Origin of the sequence: Moorena sp. SIO3I8 (genome assembly GCF_010692325.1) — a bacterium.
Classification (GTDB): domain Bacteria; phylum Cyanobacteriota; class Cyanobacteriia; order Cyanobacteriales; family Coleofasciculaceae; genus Moorena.
This window is the reverse complement of the sequence record NZ_JAAHHW010000002.1, coordinates 82,592-104,695: the sequence shown is the minus strand read 5'-3', so window position 1 is coordinate 104,695 and position 22,104 is coordinate 82,592. Positions and strand designations below refer to the sequence as shown.

Sequence of the window (22,104 nt, the reverse complement as noted above, 5' to 3'; positions counted from 1 at the left end):
ATTTATAGACGTTTAAGTCGTTAGACTAAATTACGCAATATGTATCTGATACATATTTTTTACGTTGCCTACTTATGGTTAGATAGTATCTCTCTAGTTTAAAAGTCTATTGTTTAGGATTTTATAGTAGCACACCTAGTACAAACTGTCAATAAAAAGTTTAAAAAAAAAGCCGTCGAACGAAGGACGGGGCGCGATTACCCAATTTTTTGGGTAAATTCTATGATGAGAAACTATGAGCGATCGCTCACACCACTGCAATACGAAAATGATCTCGAAAATCTATGATGACTCTCGGACTCTACCAATCTCTGACTGATGCACTAGTTTTAAGTGAGGTAGATCAGCCAGCTATTAAGACGTGCCTGAAAGCCCAGAAGCGTCTGAGAAAGATTATCTACCATATAATGTAGCCAAGTAAGTTAAGATTATTATAAATTAATTGTTAAAAATTTACTTCCATCCACTGATGTGTTAAGCACACCTGAGAGGTTAAAATTTGTTAAGTGAGTGTGTAAAAGCTCGACGCTGAGGGTTTAGCCGGATAGAGGTCAGACTCCCCGTACCTGAAAACCTTCTGTAAGCTCCAACATAAAAAAAGCCTATGAATACGAAAAATACACAGCACATTGCTCTGATATCCGTTCACGGAGATCCAGCGATAGAAATCGGTAAGGAAGAAGCTGGAGGACAGAATGTGTATGTGCGCCAAGTGGGTGAAGCTCTTGCTAAGCAAGGGTGGCAGGTCGATATGTTTACTCGCCTCTCCAGTTCCAACCAAGCCACAATCGTTGAACATACTCCGGGTTGTCGCACTATTCGCCTAACTGCTGGTCCAAAAGCATTTGTGCCACGGCAAGAGATTTTTGAATACTGCGGTGAGTTTTTAACCGAATTGCTTAAGTTTCAGGAGCAATCAGGCATTACCTACTCAATAGTACATACAAACTACTGGCTTTCGGCTTGGGTGGGTATGGAGTGGAAGAAGCGTCAATCCCTCATTCAACTTCACACCTATCACTCCCTAGGCGCAGTTAAATACGAGTCAGTAGAAACAATTCCGAAGATTGCTGCTACTCGCTTGGAGATAGAAAAAGCAGTGCTAGAAACAGCAGAACGCATTGTGGCTACATCTCCCCAAGAACAAGAACACATGCGATCGCTAGTTTCCAGTAAGGGCGACATTGATATTATTCCCTGTGGTACCGACATTGACCGATTTGGCAAGATTAACCGCTTAGAAGCACGGCAAAAACTTGGACTTAGCCCTGAAAACAAAATCATCTTTTACGTGGGACGGTTTGACGAACGCAAGGGCATTGAAACCCTAGTTCGAGCTGTTGGTTCCTCCCAGTTACGGGGTGATGCTAACTTAAAGCTGATTATTGGTGGTGGTTCTCGTCCTGGTGAGAAAGATGGTATGGAACGCGATCGCATTGAAGGGATTGTAGCTGAATTGGAACTGCAAACTATCACCACATTTCCTGGACGCATTGCTGATGAACTACTTCCAGCTTATTATGCGGCAGCTGATGTTTGCGTAGTACCAAGTCACTACGAACCTTTTGGTTTAGTTGCCATCGAAGCCATGGCTAGTGCCACCCCTGTAGTAGCTAGTGATGTCGGTGGTCTTCAGTTTACCGTTGTATCTGAAGAAACTGGCTTACTGGCACCACCCAAAGATGCTGATGCTTTTGCGGCTGCTATCGACCGGATTCTCTCGGATCACGACTGGAAAAATCAACTTGGCTTAGGGGCAAGAGCAAGGGTAGAAAATATGTTTAGCTGGAATGGTGTTGCCCATCAGCTGAGTCAGCTCTATGAGAGCTTGCTGGAAGCAAAATCAGAGAATTTGGCAACAACTAGTGCCTGAAATCTATTGGGCACATTCATTCCCTGGCAATCAGGATAGATCTCAAAGGTTAAAGGATAAAGTTACGACGCTACTATTCCTTTTGCCTTTTTCCTTCATCTTATTCATCCTGATGGGTTGCAGAACTCTTGTATCTGTAAATTGGGAAAGTTTGGTAAATTGGATATCCTCTATTTTGTTTGCGATTGCCTCTTGCTGAGGAATGATGTTAAATCAACTTTCTTGTTTTCACCTTCAAGCAAGGAAAATTAAAGGTTATTGCTGTTCGCGTAGCGTAGCCCTTCGGGCTAATCGATACTGATCACAAAGCCGCGCTGATCATTCCTGATGTTCCTGTAACTAGCATGTAACTATGGTTTATGCATCCTACCAGTTATCCAATCTCCAATTCCCAATCCCCAAGTAGCAAGAAGAAGAATTATGGGTTCCCAAGGAGCTTATAAGCCGTCCCTATTTAACCCTAGTGGTCAACAGCAGTATCGATCTTCTCCACAACTAACAGGGGGAGTCCATGAGTTGGAAGCCAGCAAACTCGATCTGCGTCGTATATTAGCTGCTGCTCGTCGTCGAGCTATCTTGATGGCAGGGGTGGCGCTTACTATCATATCCGGAATTATTGCCAAAACCTTAAGTGTAGTTCCAATCTATGAAGGCAAATTCCAACTGTTACTCGAACCTAGCTCTGGTGAAGACCCGTTTGAGTTACAGGGAAAACCCGGGGGAAATAGCATTGCTGCTCCAACTACAAGTTTCGACTATGACACTCAAATTCAGCTATTAAGCTCTCCTCAGGTTATGTCTGAGATTGTGGAGCAAATTCAAACCCAATATCCAGAAATAAACTATCATACTCTCCGGGAAGGAATCATGGTATCCCGACTGGGAGAAACCAAAATTTTAGAAGTTGCCTACCAAGATTCAGACCCGGAAAGAATTGAATTTGTTTTGGAAAAGGTTGCTCTGGGCTACATCGAGTACTCTCAGCAACAACAAGAGGCTAGCATCAGACAAGGCATTCAATTTGTCTCGAATCAGCAGCCGAAAATACAAGGGCAAATTAATCAGCTCCAGCTACAACTCCAGCAACTCCAGCAGAAGTACAACCTGATTAATCCACAACTTCAGGGTCAACTGTTGACGAATCGGGTCAATGCTATTGTCGAACACAGACAAGCTACCCAAACTCAGCTGCGAGACACGATTATACTGTATGGTAAACTCAAAGGTCAGTTGGGGCTATCGTCACAGCAAGCAGAAGCAGTAGCTAACCTGATCGCAACACCCCGTTATCAACAATTGCTCAGCCAACTTTCTACTGTAGAAAGTCAGATGGTGTTGGATTTGGTACAATTCAAGGAAAACCAATCTACCTTTAAAGGATTAAGGCAACAACAGCAAAATTTACTCCCCCTGTTAAGTCAGGAAGCAGAAAGGGTGATGACTAGCCGTATTCAAGAGTTTGGTGGCAATCGTCAATCGGGTTCTTCAAGTACACTTCGCCTAAATTTGATTCAGCTAGTAGAGACGGCGAACCAAATCAAGGTTTTAGAGATGCGCCAGGCCGCAATCACTAAAGGGGAAAGTCTGATGAGTGAACAACTCAAACAGCTAGCTGTGATTGCCCATCGATATACAGAACTCAAGCAGAAGATTGAGGAAGCAACAGAAAGCCTAAACCGCTTTGAGTCAGTTCGGGAAACTTTGGAACTTGAGTCAGCTAAAACCAGCATCCCTTGGCAGACAATTGTTGAGCCGCAACAACCTCAAAAACCAATATCCCCCAATTTGCCTGATACTTTGCTCCTAAGTGCAGCAGCAGGGATAGTTGCAGGTGCCACAGCTGGGTTTTTAGCAGAAAAGTTACATCAGTTACTTAACAGCACCGACGATCTCAAAGAGTATACTCGCTTACCAATATTAGGCACAATCCCCTTTAACAAAGAACTCCAGAAATGCACTACTGTTACTGGTGTGGGCATAATACCCGAGCCGGAAGCCTCAGCTCCACAACTCGGTGTGGGATCTGGTAGTTACCAGATTTCTCCTCTTTTAGAGGCTTTTCGCTGTCTCCAAGTTAATCTCCAATGTCTGTATTCTGAGAAACCCATTAGCGCTATAGTGGTAAGTTCTGCTGAACCAGCAGATGGTAAATCCACTACGGCTATATTCTTAGCCCTGGCAGCAGCAGCAATGGGGCAAAAGGTTTTACTCGTAGATGGTAATCTGCGCTTTCCTCAGATTCATCAGAAGATGGATTTACCTAATTTGTGGGGACTGAGCGATGTTATTTCTAGCGAAATCAAGGTTGATGATGTGATTCAGCGATCGCCTCTAGAGGAAAATCTTTCTGTCCTAACTGCTGGTCAAATTTCCCCCGACCCCACCCGGCTTCTCAATTCCCAAAAGATGCACAATTTAGTTCAATATCTCAAAGAGCGGTTTGAGCTAGTAATTTTTGATACCCCTCCCCTACTTGGTCTGGCGGATGCAAGACTTCTGGAGCCTAATACCAATGGGATATTGATGGTGGTAGGCTTAGGGAAAGCTAACCAAGTTTTGTTTAAAGAAGCTCTCTCGGAATTGAGAATTGCTCATAGCACAGTATTGGGTATAGTTGCTAATGGTTTAAAAGGGTACACTACCGGTGCCTATGATTACTATCATCATTACTTTGGCAATACTTTTGAGGAAACCAAAGTTTCATAGTGATTGGTCATTGGTCATTGGTGATTTGTAACCCACATTCCGCAGGTTTGTCCTCAATTTGAATAATTTTCTCTTTGCTTACAAGCCAAAGCTATATCCTGCAAAGGTTTCATTGATTTGAGTATGAAGAGCCATTTTGCCCAGCTTTATTCTCAATTGGTTAGGATTTTTGATAATGGCTGAACTTGCGATCGCTCAGTTTCCCATAGTGTCGTAAAAAATATTCTATATCCAAGCTAACCTGCGGAATGTGATTTGTAACGACCCTAAGAACCCTAGTGAATCACAAATGACTAACGACAAATAACTAACGGCAAATACCTCAATGATTCAGTACTCACCAAGGTAGACTGAAGGTGAAGCGACTACTGAAGTTGTCATGACTAACCGCCTTGCCCAATCCCAAAGCCTTTATCTACGTAAGCATGCTGAAAATCCGATCGATTGGTGGCCTTGGTGTGAAGAAGCGCTATTAACGGCAAAAAAACAAGATAGGCCAATTTTCCTATCTATCGGTTACTCTAGCTGCCACTGGTGTACGGTGATGGAGGGCGAAGCGTTTTCCAATCAGGCAATTGCCCAGTATATGAATGCTAATTTTCTTCCGATTAAGCTAGACCGGGAAGAAAGACCCGATATTGATAGTATTTACATGCTAGCATTGCAGATGATGACAGGTCAAGGAGGCTGGCCCCTTAATATTTTCCTGACACCGGATGACTTGGTGCCATTTTATGGAGGTACCTACTTCCCTGTGGAACCACGCTACGGACGCCCGGGGTTTTTGCAGTTGCTCCAATCAATTCGTCGCTTCTATGATTTAGAAAAAGGCAAGCTTAACACCTTCAAAGAAGATATCTTGGCATACCTCCAACAGGCAGCGGTACTACCCGAATCAGAGCAGCTTGGTGATGATTTGCTCTTTATCGGTGGGCAAGTTAGTGTGGGTGTGGTTAATGCTCTCAATCCAGGTCCACGTTTCCCCATGATTCCCTATGCCAGTATGGCACTACGGGTTACTCGCTTCGATTGGGCATCGGAGTATAACCCAGAGCAGGCTTGTGCAAAGCGGGGACTAGACTTAGCTCAGGGCGGTATTTACGATCATGTGGCTGGGGGGTTTCATCGCTACACAGTTGACCCCACTTGGACAGTACCCCACTTTGAAAAAATGCTCTATGACAATGGGCAGATTGTGGAGTACTTGGTAGATTTGTGGAGTGCAGGTATTCAGGAAGCCGCTTTTAAACGAGCGATCGCAGGAACAGTTCAATGGCTCAAGCGGGAAATGACCGCTCCGAATGGTTTCTTTTATGCTGCTCAAGATGCAGATAATTTCGCGACCCCAGCAGACAGTGAACCTGAAGAAGGGGAGTTTTATGTCTGGAGTTATTCAGAACTAGAACAACTGCTAAGCCCATCGGAGTTGACAGCAATTGAGGAAGAATTTACTCTGACCAAAGAGGGCAACTTTGAAGGCAAGAATGTGTTGCAGCGCCGTTACCCAGATCAGTTTTCCCAGAACACTGAAGCTGCTTTGGCTAAACTGTTTGAAGCACGTTATGGTGCCAAACCCGATCTCCTGGAAACCTTTCCACCAGCCAAGAGCAATCAAGAGGCCAAAACCCGGAACTGGCTCGGTAGAATTCCACCAGTAACAGACACCAAAATGATTGTTGCCTGGAATAGCTTAATGATTTCTGGTCTAGCGCGAGCCTATAGTGTGTTTCTTGAACCGGACTATTGGCAACTAGCAACTGTTGCTGCTCAATTCATCCTCAATAATCAATGGGTAGCAGGACGATTCCACCGACTAAACTATGATGGTCAACCGGCAGTGCTGGCTCAGTCTGAGGATTATGCTTTGTTTATCAAAGCTCTACTGGATTTACATCAGGCAAGTTTGTCAGTAGAACAACCTTGGCCTTTTGGCCAAGGTTCAAAGCTGCAACCGACCAACCTGTCACCCGCCAGTTGGCTAGAGAAAGCGGTTAAGGTTCAGGAGGAGTTTGATGAATTGCTGTGGAGTGTGGATAATGGTGGTTACTATAATGCTGCCAGTGACGCTAGTGATCAACTGTTAGTACACGAGCGCAGTTATACGGATAATGCCACACCATCTGCCAATGGGGTAGCGATCGCAAACCTAGTACGTCTGGCTTTACTTACTGAAGATCTCCGATACCTTGACCGAGCAGAGCAAGCCTTGAAAGCATTTAGTAGCGTGCTCAACACATCCCCTCAATCCTGTCCCAGTATATTTACTGCTTTAGATTGGTACCGCAATTGCACTCTGATTCGCGCTGGTGCTAAGCAACTTACCTGCCTCATCTGTGGGTATTTCCCCGTCAGTGTTTATCAATTAGATACCCATCTGCCAGATTCTGTTATTGGTTTAGTTTGTCAGGGACTTAGTTGTAAACCAGCAGCCACTAACACTGATCAGTTATTAGCACAGGTGCGGACAAGTCAAACTAGAGCTTGAAATCTATAGCAGTTCTCAATTGGGGTTAATGGGAGTAGGGAGTAGGGAGTAGGGAGTAGGGAGTAGGGAGTAGGCAACAGCGGATCACCGGAACAGGGAACAGGTAAAATATCGGTGTGTGTACCTCATAAGTATGATAACCCCTATAGCGATGCGCCCATAAAATTGGGAGGAAAATTGGTATAAAGTCGGGTGGGCAACGTAATCTCATCTAGGCTAATCAACTTAGCTGACCAGTAATCGCCATAGAGACAGAGTTTACCTACTGCCGGAAGTTTTGAGATGATGGTGGAATTCGCTCAATGGCAATCAGTGCTTCTATAACTGATTTGACTAATGGTGCAGCTACGGTAGAACCAAAGGCATTGCCTTGGGGTTCATCGACTACTGCTAAGATTACATAGCGGGGGGATTCTACGGGCAAAATGCCCACAAAGCTGGTTATCTTGGCATCGCTGTAATAGCCCCCAGTAGGACTGGCTTTCTGAGCTGTACCGGTCTTACCACCAATCCGATAACCAGGAATGCGGGATGCCTTTCCAGAACCATCGGTTACTACAGTTTCCATCATTTCCACCACTGTCCGAGTAGTGTTGGGGGAAAATACTCGTCTCGGTGCAGGACGGCGTGGTTGCCAGTGGGGATTCCCTTTGGTGTCAAATAGTCCGCGAACCACATGGGGAGTCACTAGCTTACCGCCATTGGCAAGGGCACCTAGCATCTGAGTTAGCTGAATTGGCGTTAAGGAAAAGCCTTGACCAAAGGAAGCCGTAGCTGGTTCAATTGGGGAAACTTTAAACTTGTACTTACTTTTGAGCTGTCCAGCCGTCTCAGCTGGTAACTCAATTCCTACTTTTTGCTTTAAGCCTAGCTTCTCTAACCAGTCATAGTAAACCTCAGGTTTCATCTTTCTCATCATCCTCACCATGCCCACATTGCTGGAATGTTGCAGAATCTTGGTGGGATTGATCATCCCGCGAGCGCCTACTGATTTATAGTCATGGTTGAGAATCGGCCATTCGCCAATTTGAATCTTACCAGTGTCGTTGAACAAGGTTTGGGCTGTGATTATACCAGTTTCTAATGCGATCGCAACGTTTAGGGGTTTGAATGTCGAACCAGGCTCATACAAGTCTGACAGTGCCCAATTTTTAAACAAACTGACATCGAATTTGGAGTACTGATTGGGGTTGTAGGTTGGCTCACAAACTAGGGTTAACAAGGAACCATTGTGTACATTCATCACTATGATACTGCCACGCTCTGCCTTAAACTTCTTGATGGTTTCCTTGAGGGCAGAGCGAGCCGCTCGTTGCAGGCGAGTATCGATAGTTAGCTGTAGCCGCAGGTCATCAAGGTGCATGAATCCTTCTGGCACATGACCTGGCATCAAGGCTCCATTCCCAGCACGGCTCAGTCGGATGTTTCGTATCTCTCGTTCTAGGAACTTTTCTTGGGTGTATTCTAGACCCGCTTGACCCAGATGATCGAAAATGTTTACATAACCCACCACATCTGATGCCAATTCATTTTGGGGATAAAAGCGGGAGTATTGTCGAATCAACTCTAAACCATCTAAGTTCAACCGAGCAATTTGGTCTGCGATCGCTTCTGGGATCGTATTGCCCAAGCGAATCCCTTTGTTCTTCGCGATTGCAAAATCGATACTCTTGGCAATAACACCACCTTGTTGCGGTGAGCAGTTACGACAAAATCCTTGATTTTACACCATTGTTCTTTCTTTTCTATATGCGTTTACCCTGTGAACCTATCCCACTATTTCTTGTGACGAATGACCTACCCTTCGGTAACGCCAAAGGCGAACAACATTTTTGAATTAATTCACCATTCTCTCCTCCTTCAAGCACAATCGCTCCAATAATTCCTTCGGAATTGTATCAAAATCTTCCAACAAAAAATCCATAATCGCCAGATGGCGCAAGTGACCAGGAGTGGGAGGGTAACAGCGACGACTGGTGTTAAACCAGCCATTAACAGTGTGAACGGAACAAGAGCAGATCAAAGCCATATCTTCCTGCGTTAAGTCCCACTTCTGGTAAAACCGTTGCGGTGTCATACCCAATTGACAATAACTGTACAGTAGGATTAGGATTTGCTCTCGCCTATCTTCTGTCACTCTAGGCAGAAGATAAGCGCGTTTGTATCTAGGTTGTAAACACACGAATTGCCGAAAAAGGCATGCATACAAGAGGCAAAAGGCAAGAGCGTAAAGAAATATGAGATGCACCCAAAGCGCCTCCTAGCTGATAGCCTCCTAGCTGGTAGCACCTCAAGCAGCACCTCAAGTAGCGCATTGGCTGATAGCTGAAGGCTTACGGAGCAGTAACGTTACCTAATGATTATCGGATCTACCAGTCAGATTGTGAAGTGCGACATAATACCTGATATTATGGTTAATTGTCAATATGTGTTGGTGAAAGATAATTTAGCTCAATAGTCGGGAGCATCGTCTATTATCTATGGAAAAGGAAAACCAAAATAATCAAAAAACTCAAAAGACTAAAACTAGAGTCTCCAAAACCTTGAATCTTTTCAGGAACTTTGGCTTAAAGGCAATTCCAATTATGATGGTAAGGAATTCTCTATTTGAGGAATCAGAACTTACCCTCAATTTCTTAGTTTTAATCATTAGCTCTTGTTTAATTGCAACCTTTGGACTAGTGCTCAACAGTGCTGCGGTGATTATTGGAGCGATGATTATTGCTCCTCTGATGTTGCCCTTAAGAGGATTGTCCTTTGCTACCTTGGAAGGAGATTGGCAACTGTTACGGAGTAGTTTTGTTTCCATTGCTGTAGGCACCGTACTCGGTATAAGTTGTTCTTGGTTGGTTGGTACAGTTATCGGATTCCCTGAATTTGGAGCGCAAGTTTTAGCAAGAACTCAACCCAATCTAATTGATTTACTGGTTGCGATCGTGGCCGGGGGAATTAGTGGTTTCTCTAAAATTCGTCCGTCTTTAGAGGATGCGGTACCAGGGACAGCAATTGCAGTAGCCCTAATGCCTCCCCTTTGTGTCGTTGGGTTAACCCTATCCCAGGGAGAATGGGCGTTGAGTCAGGGCGCATTTCTCCTTTATATTACTAACCTGATTGGGATTAACCTAGCTTGTATGATCGTCTATGTCTTTAGCGGATATGCTCAGAGTACTGAACTGAGCCGGTCTTTAAACTGGGGATTCTCGTTAGTGCTGATTGCTGTGTTAGTGGTGCCCCTAGGACTTACCTTTTGGGACGTGCTTGAGCAAGGAAGAGTTGAGGAGCCAGTTCAGGAATTGATTAATAAGAGTCAAGTGTTTAACAAACCAGGTATAACAGAAGTTTCTACTTGGAAGATCAATCGGAAAACTAATCCTCCTTCTATCGAAATGGATATCCGTTCAATAAAACCGATTACACCGGAACAGGTTAAGAGGTTTGAAGATGCGGTTAACATTAAGCTAGGTAAACCCTTTAAAGTGATAGTTGAGGTTACTCCATTTATACCAGTGGAATCGCCTAATCTTAAAGCTAATTAACTTTTATTCGAGTAAGCATTCAGCTGTCAGCTGACAGCTGACAGCGGTTTTAAATTCGGTCAGGTACAAAGTTCTGGGTTTTAGGGAGCAGGGAATCGGGAATCGGGAATCGGGAATCGGGAAAAAATCCTGTGTACCTCACTTATGAGGATAATTGCTATAATTTGAGCATAGTTTACCTTATTCTAAGGGTTAGAGCGATATTTATTTGATGAAATAAGAAGACGTAAAGAATGGGAATAAGGGAGATTGTTGGAAATGATTAATACAATTAGTAATACTGGGAAATTATTCACTATTGGTCATTCTAATCTCAGTATTGAGGATTTTATTGCTTTACTCAAGCAGCACGGAATTACGGCGGTGGCTGATGTGCGATCGCATCCTTACAGTCGTTACTTACCTCATTTTTGTCAAGCCCCCCTTAAGGCTGAACTATTGTCGGCAGGAATTCGCTATGTATTTCTGGGTAAGGAGTTGGGGGCAAGACCGGCTGATCTCAGTTGTTATGTTGGTGGTAAAGCGTTATATGAAAAAATTGCCGCCACTGACCTGTTTTCAGCGGGTCTTAAACGGGTAATTCAAGGGGCTGAAACTTACCAAATTGCCTTGATGTGTGCTGAAAAAGACCCGATCACTTGCCATCGGACAATTTTAGTCTGCCAACATTTAGTGAAATCCGGGTTAGAGATTAATCATATTCTCAATGATGGCAGCTTAGAGTCCCATCAGGATTTAGAAGAAAGGCTGCTCAGCTCTCATGGGTTAAGTGATTCCCAAATCAAACAACCGAAGCAACTTTCCCTATTTGATGACCCGACATCTATGGATAACTGGGAGAATTGCTCTCGGGAGGATAGACTTAAGGAAGTTTATCATAGGCAAGGGGATACTATTGCTTATCTAGCAAAGGGAACAGGGAATAGGGAGTAGGGAGTAGGGAGTAGGGAGTAGGGAGTAGGGAGTAGGGAGTAGGGAGTAGGGAGTAGGGAGTAGGGAGTGGGGAGTAGGGGGAAAAAAAATGAGTGTACCTCATAAGTAATAGAAAGGCTATATATGAATCCAACTATTAATTTATTTACAATTGGGTTTACTAAAAAGAGTGCTCAACAGTTCTTTGAGCTTCTGATTAATGCTGGAGTAAGGCGAGTTATCGATACCAGACTCAATAATAAATCTCAATTAGCTGGTTTCACCAAAAAGACGGATTTTGAATACTTTTTGCAGCAAATTGGTAATATTGACTATATACATCGTCTAGAGTTGGCTCCGACCAAGGATATCCTAGATACCTATAAAAAAAATAATGGTGATTGGGAAACCTACGAAAAACAGTTCTTACAATTAATTACAGAGCGTGAAATCGAAAAGAAGGTATCACCAGACTTATTAGATGGTAGCTGTCTGCTGTGTAGTGAACCTACTCCCCATAACTGTCATCGCCGTTTAGTAGCAGAATATCTGAGTCAAAAATTGGGAACTATAAAAATAGTTCACCTATGATTTAGACCAAATCCCCTTTGTTAAGACCATAGAAAAACATCAGTAAGCTATCAGCTCTCAGCTCTCAGCTCTCAGCTCTCAGCTATCAGCTATCAGCTATCAGCTATCAGCTCTCAGCTCTCAGCTCTCAGCCATTCGCCTGTGGCGAAGCTACAGCGAACAGCTTTTGAATAAAATAAGCTGACCACTGACCACTGACCACTGACCACTGACCACTGAATGCTTACGTCTAGACTAACCTTACTTGGGATTAGATAGCAGCATGACTCAGATTATTTGCTTGGCTAACTCCTGGAAGCGTGGCGAGAGATGTATCGCTGGAATTAATTCCCTTAAACGTCAATGGATTCGTCCTGTATCTGATTTACCCGATGGTCGCATTCCGAAACCAATGCGTCAAATTGCGGGAAGGGAACCAACGTTACTGGATATTTTAGATATTCCTTTGGCTAAAACTGGACCCGACTTTGGCTTTGAGTGTGAAAATCTTTTGGTATTACCAGGACAATGGCGACGAGTAGGACAAGTTCCCCCTGGATATCTGAATAAGTTTTGTAGCAGGGAAAAATACATTCTTCATAATAATGAGCGCTATGTAACCGTGAATTTCTTGCAGTCATTACCGGTAGAGCAACGCTGTACACTCCAACTTGTGAAAGCTGTGGAATTCTTGGTTCAACCTATTGGTATCAGACGTGAGGGTGTAGAAAAATGGGAAGGTTCACTGGTAACAGATTTTGGACAAGAATTGACTGCTACCATTACTGATCCGGTATTTGTGAGGTATTTAGAGTTAGGGTATCGACCGCAAAATCAGTGTTTGGTTACGGTTAGTCTCAGCATGCCTTGGCGACCTGATCATTGGCAAAAGGATGGTGATCCTTGTTGGAAGTTGATAGCGGGTGTTATTGAATTACCTAACAAATCCGGGAATAAACTTAGACTAGGAATGGATGATGAGCTACCTTTTTAGGAATTAAAGTAGGGTGGGCAAAGTAATAGAATTTAGAGTATTCCGAATAATCCAACAGTTTTTGCCCACCCTACAAGCTACATTTTTTTTCAATTTTGTTTAAAATAAATACCAATTAAAGTAGGGTGGGCAAATTCATATAATCATTAATACTAAAAATAAATAAACGGTTTTGCCCACCCTACAAGCTAATGGATATATTTGCCTAGCAATAATGATAGTTTTATTTATTTTTGCTACAGAGGATACGGGAATCAGGTCATAAGGTGATAAACTGGTAATGTAAGGCAGTGATATAGGGGATTAAGGTATAGCAATATTTGGTTTAATTGGTATTACTAGTAACAGATGCGATCGCTTTTAGCGGAAGCGAAGCTTCATCGCGTAGCGTGACCTACGGTCAATCGCATTCTACTAACTAGCTTCCTAGAATCAACTAAATCATTCCTTTACCATGGTTTACCATTGACCAAAATTAATGGATAATCCCTAAGTAACCATGGGAGAGCCTAGTGATGCTAGTTGAGTTCAGCGTAGAAAATTATCGCTCATTTAAAGAGCGCCAGACCTTTAGTATGGTGGCATCTAAGAAAAAAACTGGGCAGGATAGCAATAGTTTCCCGATGCCTAATGTCAAGTCTCTGCGCCTACTCACCAGCGCTGTGGTCTACGGTCCTAATGCTTCGGGGAAGAGCAATCTGGTGCGTGCAATGCAGACTATGCGTCAGATTGTGCTTCAGTCAGCCACTGGCATGCAGCTTGGCAGTAGATGGAATATCGAACCATTTCGGTTAAATGCTGACTACCAGAACAAGCCGAGCTGTTTTGAAATTATTTTCATTGAGGATAATATTCGCTACCAATACGGATTTTCCTTAGACCAAGAGCGAGTTTACGAAGAGTGGCTAATCGCGTATCCCAAAGGACGTGCTCAAACTTGGTTTGAGCGTAACTATTGTTCAGAAGAACAGGAGTATGATTGGTATTTTGGGCGAGGGCTGAAAGGCGAGAAGGAACGTATTAAGGGTTTTGTTCGCCCAAATTCTTTATTTTTATCTCATGCTGCCCAAAATAACCCTCCTCAGTTAGGAAAACTATTTCTATGGTTTAGCTCTAAGTTGAATTTAATTCCATCAAGGTTTCAATACTCTTATAAATTTACGGATTTAAAATTTGATATATCTACTAATTATAGTGACAATTTTTTTAAATTAATCAAGGGAAATGATTTCGGATTATCAAATGGTATCCAACAACTATGTGAAATTGGAGGATATTGGATAAATGCTTTGGATAATGGAGAAATTTTAATTATTGATCAACTAGACCGCAGCTTACATTCAGAAATATCAACCTATTTAATCAAGGAATTCAATAATCAAGCAGCTAATCAAAATAATGCTCAATTGATCGTTACTACCCACGATACAACTTTCCTAGATCGAGACATAGTAAATCAAGACCAGATATGGTTCACAGAAAAAGGTAGCAACAATAGCACTAAGCTCTATTCGTTACTAGATTTTCAAGTTCGTGAGGATGAATCTCTACAAAAAGGCTACCTAAAAGGTCGATATGGAGCGGTTCCCTTTGTCATTGGGCTGGATAGTTAGATACCTACAAGACTACTAAAAATTGATCTGACTATAGCATCAAGGGTCAGGTAACGAGAGTAAGTAAGTTTTTGCCTCCGCCTCCCTACCGAATAATGGCAACAAAATCACTAGCAGATTCGTCAACCATCCCGACTTATGATTGGTCGCTCTACTTGGTGACTGGAATACTATGACGCTACACTCCAGACTCTATCGCTATTGTTGGTTAGGATTACTGGTGATGATGCTGCCACTTTCCGCTTGTGCTAGTGATCCTTCCCCTGAGCAGCAATTGGAACAAAACCAGGAACGTTGGGAAACTCAACAGCTAGATAACTACCGGTATACATTACAGGTATCTTGCTATTGTATTGGTGAAGTCACTCAGCCAGTTGTTGTAGAAATCCGTAATGGTGAAACCACTTCCATTGTTGCTGCTGATAGCGGCAAACCAGTGAATCGTAAATTTTTTAATACCTATGATTCCGTCTCGAAGCTATTCGATGTTGTCCAAAAGGCTATTGATCAGGATTATTATAAGCTTGATGTTACCTACGACGCTACCTTAGGTTATCCAACTAAAATCGATATGGACTTCAGGGAACAGATAGCGGATGATGAAAGAACTTTGACTATTGATAATTTGGAAGAATTAAAGTAGGGTGGGCAAAGTAATATTATTTATAATAATCAAAATAATTAAACGGTTTTTGCCCACCCTACGAGCTACTGCAAGCAATCCCTGATCAAGGAGGAAATCTTGATTGGAAGGTTCACTACGTGGATGGCACCGTGGTCTGCTACAAATTTTTCCTCAGGTTGTCCAAAATGTAATAGAACCAGTCGGTGTCTCGGTCGCCTTTGAGTGCTTGGATTTTAGACCAGTCATTGTTAAGATTCCAGCTCTCCCCGGACGCCAGCTCATTGTCCTGTGGACATCCCGGGTATTTTTTGTGAATTTCGTTGTAATTCTTAATGTTCCCCTTACGGATTTCTTCAGCGACCTTAACACCCGTCTTGAGGTTTTTCTCCGCATCATCTTTGATCCTTGAGAAATCCTGACTTGATAATAGATAGTACACACCGTAGTATTCGGCGTTGCCTTGACCCTGGTGAAACTCCCTGGGCTCTAATTTGCCACTGAAATTTCTAAGCTCAACACCGGTTTCCTCGTAGAATTCGTTAGCGGCACCAATCGCCGGATCGCTTCCCGCTGGTTCCAGCTTTCCACCAGGAAGCGCTTTTTTGCCAGAACCGTTTAATTGTTGGCCCTTTGGTATTACGTTCCCTCCGCTTGATGAGTTGTTGTGAAAAAAGTAGCCTTTTTGATTCTTCGTGCCAATGTAAAAGTTCCCCGATTGCTCGTAAACAACTGCGTAAGTCTGAGCAGCATGAGCTGGGGAGGCAGAAGCAATAAAAGTGAAGCATACCAGAAGTATTACACAGGTGAGTGTAGCAAGCTTTTTCATTACTTTTTCCGATTTTAGGTTTTGATAAGCAGGTGCACAAAATTAATTACACATTTTTCAAAACTAAAAGCCTTACAATGTAAGGGTTACAGAGATTGGTAGTAGAAAATTAATTTTGTTTAGGTGCTTAGTAAAAATTATAGGATAGATTCAAACATATTTATCCTTAATCTGAGTTTGATAGAACCAAAACTGCTGAAATATATACCTGATAGTGGTTACAGCATATCTTTAGCCTCCACACCCTGAGTTCGATTCTAAATTAAATATATATAATTGACTATAAGGTTTATTAACTCAAATCTGTGGCATCAATCCTTTGCCTGCGGAATGCGATCGCACTACTCCCTACTCCCTACTCCCTAAAACCCAAAACAAAAATACCTGATCCAATTCAAAAGTGCTATAATGAAAATTAAACAATTACTAACACCTATTGTAGTAGGTTGTATAGTTACTGCTGCTCCAGTAGCGTTGGCGGATAGCCCCTTAACTAGTACTCCTTTTGCTAAGGCATATAAAGATGTTGATATGATTACATATGCCTCGGTTTATGGACTTAATGATAAGGTTTTCCAAAACCTAAGCAATCCTAATATTACCCATGATGTGCGAGCAGCGATTATCAACCAACTTGGGTTTTCTGTTGAGCCAAGCCAGAGGGCTAATCAGTATCTTGAGTATATTGCTCGCAGCCGTAGTCAGCAGCCATCAGCGATTACCCTTGAGATGTTAACTGCAGCCGAAGCCCTAGCGCTAGGCTATTTACTAGCTATGGATGACCCGACTTTGGAGAGTGCTGTTGCAGCAGCCAATCGCTCTAGATCAAGCAGTAGTTTGGGGCAAGTTCAGCGAGCTAATGCTTTATTATTATTGGATGCAGCAGTTGTGAAAGATCCTGAGGATTTCTCTATTGCTTTCATCCGTAGCCTGGTTCGGGCACAACAGTCATTACGGGCAGGGATTGGGAATTGGTGTGCGGTTTACCAGAATGTTTTTTCGGTATTAAAGGACTTTCCCCGTCAACGCAACATGCGCCCTGAAGCGATTGATATGGTTAACGATTATATTAGAGGCTACCGGAACTATTGTAATACTCGCTCTATTTCTCGATGAGATGGGATTTGGAATGCGATCGCAAAACCTAATTCTGTCTCTAGTCTGCAATGGGAGCGTACGCAAAAGCCAATCTTGTGTGTAGTCTACAATGGAAGCGTACGCAAAACCCTCCCTACTCCCTATTCCCTACCTACAACCAAATCCCACAGCACATCAATACCATTGCCCACATAGTCAGAATCCTGGTGTTGTTCAATCCATTCAATCACAGTGGGGAGAACATGATTGGATGTTTTGCCCAATTCAACCAAGGCATCGGCTGCACTACTGCCCACAGAATAGCCATTATCATTTAGTAGTTCTAGTAGAGCGTTGACTAGGGTTTCTGAGCTGTTGCCCAATGTAACCAAGGCATTGGCTGCTGTTATACGCACATCATATTGATTATCTTCAAGCAGTGCTGGTAGGACGTTGACTACGGTTTCCGAGCTGTTAGCCAATTCAGCCAAGGCATTGGCTGACCTCCAACGCACATCAGAGTCATTATCCTCAAGCCGTGCTAGTAGGCCGTTGACTACGGTTTGTGAGCTGTTGCCCAATTCACCCAAGGCATCGGCTGCCGTCATACGCACAAAAGAGTCATTATCCTCAAGAAATGCTAGTAGGCCGTTTACTAGGGTTTGTGAGCTGTTGCCCAATTTAACCAAGGCTTCGGATGCCGTTATATCCACATAATAGCCATTATCCTCAAGCAGTCCTTGTAGGCTGTTGACTACGGTTTGTGAGCTGTTGCCCAATTCACCCAAGGCTTTAGCTGAGGTCATACGCACAAAATCGTCATTATCCTGAAGCAATGCTAGTAGGCCGTTTACTAAGGTTTCTGAGCCCTTGCCCAATTCACCCAAGACCTCGCTTACCTTTATACGCACATCAAAGTTATTATCGTGAAGCAGTGCTAGTAGGCCGTTGACTACGCTTTCTGAGCTGTTGCCCAATTCAAGCAAGGCTTTGGCTGCCGTTATACGCACATAACAGTCATTATCCTTTAGTAGTTCTAGTAGGCCGTCGACTACGGTGTCTGAGCTGTTGCCCAATTTACCCAAGGCATTGGCTGCCGTACTACGCACACCAGAGTCATTATCCTTTAGTAGTTCTAGTAGGCCGTCGACTACGGTGTCTGAGCTGTTGCCCAATTTACCCAAGGCATTGGCTGCCCTCCAACGTACATCAGAGTCATTATGCTCAAGCAGTGCTAGTAGGCCGTTGACTAAGGTTTCTGAGCTGTTGCCCAATTCACCCAAGGCATAGGCTGCGCTCCAATGCACATTAGAGTCATTATCTTTCAGTCGTTTTAGCCATATTTCAATTACCTGATCTTTTTCCCCTAATTCAGCTCGATAGTCCAGCAATCGCCAGTCACTAATTAAATCAGATTGCTTCTTCAACAATTCTAATACCTGTGCTTGAAAATCCGTTTCAGACAAACTGCAAATTATTTGATAAACCTGCTCGCTAATCTTATTCACAACGCGCTTATCTTTACTTACCTCCAAATTAACCAAGCGCTCTAAAATCTCTTTGACTAACCCACGATCAGCACCCCGCAAATTCTTGGGGTTTTCCGCCAAACAATTACCAGCAAACAACAAATCCCGATGCAACCACTGCTCATAGCCACTCTTATTATTCAAAACCGCCCGAATTGCCCTCGCCGCTTTTTTCGGTTGTTGTTGTGCTATCAGCAATAGTAACACCTCGCGCCAGTGGGAGTCATGCAAATGCTCCCGAATCGGATCCAATACAATATCGAAATCCCCCTCATTATCTGCCTGATAGTCAATATCTTCCGCACACAAATATTCCTGAAAAGTCTTATGGACAAAAGCATAACAATCTTGCCCCTGCTCATTCAACAAACCGGTGCGATCGCGAATCAATTCTACAAATCTTTTCGCCTCTTGCTCAGCCTGATGAAGCTTCACCTCCTTCATGGTCTTAATTTGCTGCTTCAACTGATCAATCAAATCATCCCGGTCTATCAACGTGCCACTGTCGTTATCTTCAGCATTTCCCTGGGTATGAATCCAATAAGCCAGGGATTCCATCAACCGGCGTAAATCATCCTCGACATCCAAATACTTCAACCGCTTATCACTACTTAAGTCTTTAGGCTCATCCCAATTGATTAACAAGGTCTCCACCGCCTTGTCATAAAGCTTATGGCGTTTTTTGGGCAATACCGCTTGATACCGATGAATCAAGGCAATAATTGTCAACAATAACGGATTCCGTGCCAACAACTTAATCCGGTCATTATCATCCAGAGCCTTTCGTAACGTCTCCTTGCGCCTTTCCGCTTCTTCTTTGTCTGTAAACCTACTACCATACCAGTTATCAATAAATGCCGAAATCTTCTGGTCATCAAAGGGTTGGATTTGATAGTGAGGAAAGTCCTCAGTGCGGAAAAAGTCCCGTCGATAACCAGCCGGTCTAGATGTAATAATAGCGCGATTTCTGTTAAACTGTCCTAAAAAATTATTGATGCGCCTGACCACATCATCGCGTTTAGCGTCTTCTGCTACTTCATCCAAACCATCTAGCAATATCAAGGCTCTACCATCAGACAACCAATGCTCAAAAAATCCTTCTGGTAAGGGTTTGCATTCCATGGTTTTTTGAGCAAACATCCGGGCATAGTCGATCAGGCTTTTATCTAGGTGTTTATCTAGATATCTCTGCCAGTCTCTTATCCTAATTAAAATCGGTAGCCAGCCCCTATCACCATCTAATCCCAAAACCTTAGGATTACTCTGATCTAAAATTACGGCAAAATAACTCATCAAGGTTGTTTTGCCGGAGCCTGGCGCACCCAATATTACCACTGGTTTTGACTGATCTTGTTTCGACTGATTTTGAGTCAATAACTGATCAGCCAAAAATTTCCTAGGAGTTGTCTTTTCCAAAAGCGCCATTTCTGGTTTTTCACCACTTTCCTCTGCTAACCGCTCCAATTCCAAATCCCTAGCAGTTGCCACCTCCTCTACTACATCTGGCATTACAAAAATATGGGCTAATTTCTCTGATTTATCTACCTCTTGCCCAGCCACAGCAATGCCAGCAAATGTAACATCATCAAACCAATTGGCTAACTGTTGACAATAATCCTGTTTAGCTACCTGAAACTTTAGATAAGTAGCAGTATGCTGAAAATAAGCATTAACAAAGGTTTCAACCCAATCCTGTAGACTGGCTTCTTGATTTAGTTTAATGTTATTGTCTTTAGCTTGCTTTTGAAATGCTTTGATTAAAATATCCCGGTTTGGCTTCCCTTGATTAAGTAAGGGTTTGGTTAATTCCGCCACAACCGCCGAATTAGTAAAATAGTCGCGCAAAAAATTAAAATTTTTAACTTTATTCAATGCATCCAGAGGAGCGTGAACAAATAAACGCTGTTGACTATCGAGTTTTTTGTCCGATTGATCAACGGCTTTGGCTCCAGCTTTGATAGCTTTTTCGATATCAGTTTTAGTCAGAAATTGCGCTATACCCTTTCCTACTCTGGTCACAGCTAACAAAGATGACGCTATTTTCGGTATTTCCAAAATAGCCGAAAGTGAGAATACTTCAAACATCGATATCTAATTATTTTATTCAATTAGTTTAATTATACTCTTGGCTCCAGGGAATCGATAATTGTCCAAAAGCTTTAATAGTTTGTTACATTTTTTTGATAAATGCTAGAGCAAGCCATAGTAGGTAGGAGCTACTGGGGTAAAATACTTCCTTTAATTTTTAATCCTGATAAAAAGGCGAGGCTCTGAGCTGCTATGGGGTAAGCATTCAGCCGTCAGCTGTCAGCTGTCAGCCCTTGGCTTAAAACAAGATATTAGGCTTAGGAGTTCAACGGACTCAAAGCCAAATACAATGAATTCCTTAGAGGTTGTCTGAGAAGTCTCATTTGCTACATCCAAGCCCCCTAAATCCCCCAATTTTGGGGGACTTTTAGAAGCAAATTGACTCTTGTCCCCCCCAAGCGAGGGATTGCTCGCTTGGGGGGCTAGGGGGGCAAAATTCAGTATAAAAAAACTTTTCAGATATCCTCTTAGCCGAAACGCCAAGGAACTGAGATTAAAGCAATGCTTGTCTCTTTAATTCAAAAGCTGTTCGCGTAGCGTGCGCATAGCGCTTAAGCTGATAGCTGAATGCTTACGCTATGGGATTGACCTGCATGTTACGCTACGCGATCGCTAGGAAATCTACCCTAAAAAAAACGCGATCGCTACTCCTAACTTAAGCTAAAAAAACAAAAAAAATCATCTAAAATATTTCACTCATACCCCCCAAATCAAAAAAACATTCCAAAAAAAATCTGAAAAATACTTGACAAATTAAATAATTATTTATTAACATAAAAATGTTCCAATAATCAACACAAAAAACATTATGGACATCGAAAACTTTCTCCCAAACTTTGAGTATAATCCCAACAATCCTAATTTCCCTGAATTATCTGGCCAAGGGCAGCCAGGACGGGAGCAAATCAAACATATATTGATCGGTTCTCCCAAAACCGTGCGGGTCACAATCTATAATCTTTATAGCCGTGGCTACGCCCAAGTTCATGAGTGGAGCGCTCCTCAACCTACCGGAAATTCTGGTGAGGTTATCAGTATATTGAGTCGATATCTGTTGGTAGATTAAGATAGCAACTTGCTAGGGATTCCAATCCCTAGCGACAGCTCAAAACTCAGGAGAAAGTACGACGTCTAAAGTATCAAACCTAAGTTAGTATGTTGTTGATTTGGTGAACACATAGTCAAGAACTCTAGGGCTCTTGACTATTACAAAAAATAATTCGGTCAAGGATTGGAATTATCCAGAACTTGACCGAATTTTTTTGTCAGC

At 42.8% G+C, this 22,104-nt stretch carries 17 protein-coding genes; 11 read left to right on the top strand and 6 right to left on the bottom strand.

Annotated features, from left to right (window positions below):
- Nucleotides 1-604 precede the first annotated feature (604 nt).
- The 3 genes from F6K51_RS01180 to F6K51_RS01170 all read left to right on the top strand — a co-directional run bounded on the left by F6K51_RS01180 (nucleotide 605) and on the right by F6K51_RS01170 (nucleotide 7,064).
- Nucleotides 605-1,873: a glycosyltransferase gene (locus F6K51_RS01180; protein ID WP_293017450.1), complete on the top strand. Its 1,269-nt coding sequence runs from the start codon at nucleotides 605-607 to the stop codon at nucleotides 1,871-1,873.
- Between the two features lie 420 nt (nucleotides 1,874-2,293).
- Nucleotides 2,294-4,579 (top strand): polysaccharide biosynthesis tyrosine autokinase, encoded by a 2,286-nt coding sequence (locus F6K51_RS01175; RefSeq protein ID WP_293017449.1) that lies wholly within the window; start codon nucleotides 2,294-2,296, stop codon nucleotides 4,577-4,579.
- Nucleotides 4,580-4,958: 379 nt separating this feature from the next.
- Nucleotides 4,959-7,064, top strand: a complete 2,106-nt coding sequence (locus F6K51_RS01170; protein ID WP_293017448.1) for a thioredoxin domain-containing protein — start codon at nucleotides 4,959-4,961, stop codon at nucleotides 7,062-7,064.
- Nucleotides 7,065-7,089: 25 nt separating this feature from the next.
- Here F6K51_RS01170 and F6K51_RS01165 read toward each other — a convergent pair whose 3' ends face one another.
- The 3 genes from F6K51_RS01165 to F6K51_RS01155 form a co-directional block, all read right to left on the bottom strand.
- The gene (locus F6K51_RS01165) at nucleotides 7,090-7,275 is read right to left on the bottom strand and encodes a hypothetical protein (RefSeq protein ID WP_293017447.1); all 186 of its coding nucleotides are present in this window, start codon (nucleotides 7,273-7,275) and stop codon (nucleotides 7,090-7,092) included.
- A gap of 51 nt (nucleotides 7,276-7,326) precedes the next feature.
- On the bottom strand, nucleotides 7,327-8,694 hold the full coding sequence (locus F6K51_RS01160) for a penicillin-binding protein 2 (RefSeq protein WP_293017446.1): 1,368 nt from the start codon (nucleotides 8,692-8,694) through the stop codon (nucleotides 7,327-7,329).
- Between the two features lie 207 nt (nucleotides 8,695-8,901).
- Complete coding sequence (locus F6K51_RS01155; RefSeq protein ID WP_293017445.1) at nucleotides 8,902-9,273, bottom strand: hypothetical protein; 372 nt, start codon at nucleotides 9,271-9,273, stop codon at nucleotides 8,902-8,904.
- A 271-nt stretch (nucleotides 9,274-9,544) separates the two neighbouring features.
- Between F6K51_RS01155 and F6K51_RS01150 the strand changes: the two genes are divergently transcribed.
- Together F6K51_RS01150 and F6K51_RS01145 are read left to right on the top strand one after the other, a co-directional pair.
- Nucleotides 9,545-10,600 (top strand): DUF389 domain-containing protein, encoded by a 1,056-nt coding sequence (locus F6K51_RS01150; RefSeq protein WP_293017444.1) that lies wholly within the window; start codon nucleotides 9,545-9,547, stop codon nucleotides 10,598-10,600.
- 258 nt (nucleotides 10,601-10,858) lie between these two features.
- Entirely contained in the window at nucleotides 10,859-11,533 is a 675-nt protein-coding gene (locus tag F6K51_RS01145) for a DUF488 domain-containing protein (RefSeq protein WP_293017443.1), read from the top strand.
- On the opposite strand, the gene F6K51_RS01140 is transcribed toward F6K51_RS01145, so the two are convergent.
- Complete coding sequence (locus F6K51_RS01140; protein ID WP_293017442.1) at nucleotides 11,493-11,636, bottom strand: hypothetical protein; 144 nt, start codon at nucleotides 11,634-11,636, stop codon at nucleotides 11,493-11,495. The genes F6K51_RS01145 and F6K51_RS01140 overlap by 41 nt on opposite strands.
- Nucleotides 11,637-11,656: 20 nt before the next feature.
- Between F6K51_RS01140 and F6K51_RS01135 the strand changes: the two genes are divergently transcribed.
- The 4 genes from F6K51_RS01135 to F6K51_RS01120 all read left to right on the top strand — a co-directional run bounded on the left by F6K51_RS01135 (nucleotide 11,657) and on the right by F6K51_RS01120 (nucleotide 15,332).
- A complete protein-coding gene (locus F6K51_RS01135) occupies nucleotides 11,657-12,103 on the top strand; it encodes a DUF488 domain-containing protein (RefSeq protein WP_293017441.1) in 447 nt (148 codons plus the stop codon).
- 262 nt (nucleotides 12,104-12,365) lie between these two features.
- On the top strand, nucleotides 12,366-13,076 hold the full coding sequence (locus tag F6K51_RS01130; RefSeq protein WP_293017440.1) for a hypothetical protein: 711 nt from the start codon (nucleotides 12,366-12,368) through the stop codon (nucleotides 13,074-13,076).
- 515 nt (nucleotides 13,077-13,591) lie between these two features.
- Complete coding sequence (locus F6K51_RS01125) at nucleotides 13,592-14,689, top strand: ATP-binding protein (RefSeq protein ID WP_293017439.1); 1,098 nt, start codon at nucleotides 13,592-13,594, stop codon at nucleotides 14,687-14,689.
- A gap of 172 nt (nucleotides 14,690-14,861) precedes the next feature.
- Nucleotides 14,862-15,332, top strand: coding sequence for a DUF6174 domain-containing protein (locus tag F6K51_RS01120; RefSeq protein ID WP_293017438.1), 471 nt, complete (start codon nucleotides 14,862-14,864; stop codon nucleotides 15,330-15,332).
- Nucleotides 15,333-15,471: 139 nt separating this feature from the next.
- Here F6K51_RS01120 and F6K51_RS01115 read toward each other — a convergent pair whose 3' ends face one another.
- Entirely contained in the window at nucleotides 15,472-16,140 is a 669-nt protein-coding gene (locus F6K51_RS01115; RefSeq protein ID WP_293017437.1) for an NUDIX hydrolase, read from the bottom strand.
- Between the two features lie 408 nt (nucleotides 16,141-16,548).
- On the opposite strand from F6K51_RS01115, the gene F6K51_RS01110 reads away from it, so the two are divergent.
- Complete coding sequence (locus F6K51_RS01110; RefSeq protein ID WP_293017436.1) at nucleotides 16,549-17,256, top strand: hypothetical protein; 708 nt, start codon at nucleotides 16,549-16,551, stop codon at nucleotides 17,254-17,256.
- A 122-nt stretch (nucleotides 17,257-17,378) separates the two neighbouring features.
- On the opposite strand, the gene F6K51_RS01105 is transcribed toward F6K51_RS01110, so the two are convergent.
- Nucleotides 17,379-20,831: a HEAT repeat domain-containing protein gene (locus F6K51_RS01105; RefSeq protein ID WP_293017435.1), complete on the bottom strand. Its 3,453-nt coding sequence runs from the start codon at nucleotides 20,829-20,831 to the stop codon at nucleotides 17,379-17,381.
- Between the two features lie 811 nt (nucleotides 20,832-21,642).
- Between F6K51_RS01105 and F6K51_RS01100 the strand changes: the two genes are divergently transcribed.
- Nucleotides 21,643-21,900 (top strand): hypothetical protein, encoded by a 258-nt coding sequence (locus F6K51_RS01100; RefSeq protein WP_293017434.1) that lies wholly within the window; start codon nucleotides 21,643-21,645, stop codon nucleotides 21,898-21,900.
- Nucleotides 21,901-22,104 lie beyond the last annotated feature (204 nt).

What these genes read in the sequence shown, in the direction of transcription:
- F6K51_RS01110 (WP_293017436.1), top strand. Translation starts at nt 16,549, where the DNA reads ATGAAAATTAAACAATTACTAACACCTATTGTAGTAGGTTGTATAGTT.
- F6K51_RS01140 (WP_293017442.1), bottom strand. Translation starts at nt 11,636, where the DNA reads ATGAGGTACACTCATTTTTTTTCCCCCTACTCCCCACTCCCTACTCCC.
- F6K51_RS01165 (WP_293017447.1), bottom strand. Translation starts at nt 7,275, where the DNA reads ATGAGATTACGTTGCCCACCCGACTTTATACCAATTTTCCTCCCAATT.
- F6K51_RS01130 (WP_293017440.1), top strand. Translation starts at nt 12,366, where the DNA reads ATGACTCAGATTATTTGCTTGGCTAACTCCTGGAAGCGTGGCGAGAGA.
- F6K51_RS01145 (WP_293017443.1), top strand. Translation starts at nt 10,859, where the DNA reads ATGATTAATACAATTAGTAATACTGGGAAATTATTCACTATTGGTCAT.
- F6K51_RS01115 (WP_293017437.1), bottom strand. Translation starts at nt 16,140, where the DNA reads ATGAAAAAGCTTGCTACACTCACCTGTGTAATACTTCTGGTATGCTTC.
- F6K51_RS01120 (WP_293017438.1), top strand. Translation starts at nt 14,862, where the DNA reads ATGACGCTACACTCCAGACTCTATCGCTATTGTTGGTTAGGATTACTG.
- F6K51_RS01105 (WP_293017435.1), bottom strand. Translation starts at nt 20,831, where the DNA reads ATGTTTGAAGTATTCTCACTTTCGGCTATTTTGGAAATACCGAAAATA.
- F6K51_RS01125 (WP_293017439.1), top strand. Translation starts at nt 13,592, where the DNA reads ATGCTAGTTGAGTTCAGCGTAGAAAATTATCGCTCATTTAAAGAGCGC.
- F6K51_RS01100 (WP_293017434.1), top strand. Translation starts at nt 21,643, where the DNA reads ATGGACATCGAAAACTTTCTCCCAAACTTTGAGTATAATCCCAACAAT.
- F6K51_RS01135 (WP_293017441.1), top strand. Translation starts at nt 11,657, where the DNA reads ATGAATCCAACTATTAATTTATTTACAATTGGGTTTACTAAAAAGAGT.
- F6K51_RS01170 (WP_293017448.1), top strand. Translation starts at nt 4,959, where the DNA reads ATGACTAACCGCCTTGCCCAATCCCAAAGCCTTTATCTACGTAAGCAT.
- F6K51_RS01180 (WP_293017450.1), top strand. Translation starts at nt 605, where the DNA reads ATGAATACGAAAAATACACAGCACATTGCTCTGATATCCGTTCACGGA.
- F6K51_RS01150 (WP_293017444.1), top strand. Translation starts at nt 9,545, where the DNA reads ATGGAAAAGGAAAACCAAAATAATCAAAAAACTCAAAAGACTAAAACT.
- F6K51_RS01175 (WP_293017449.1), top strand. Translation starts at nt 2,294, where the DNA reads ATGGGTTCCCAAGGAGCTTATAAGCCGTCCCTATTTAACCCTAGTGGT.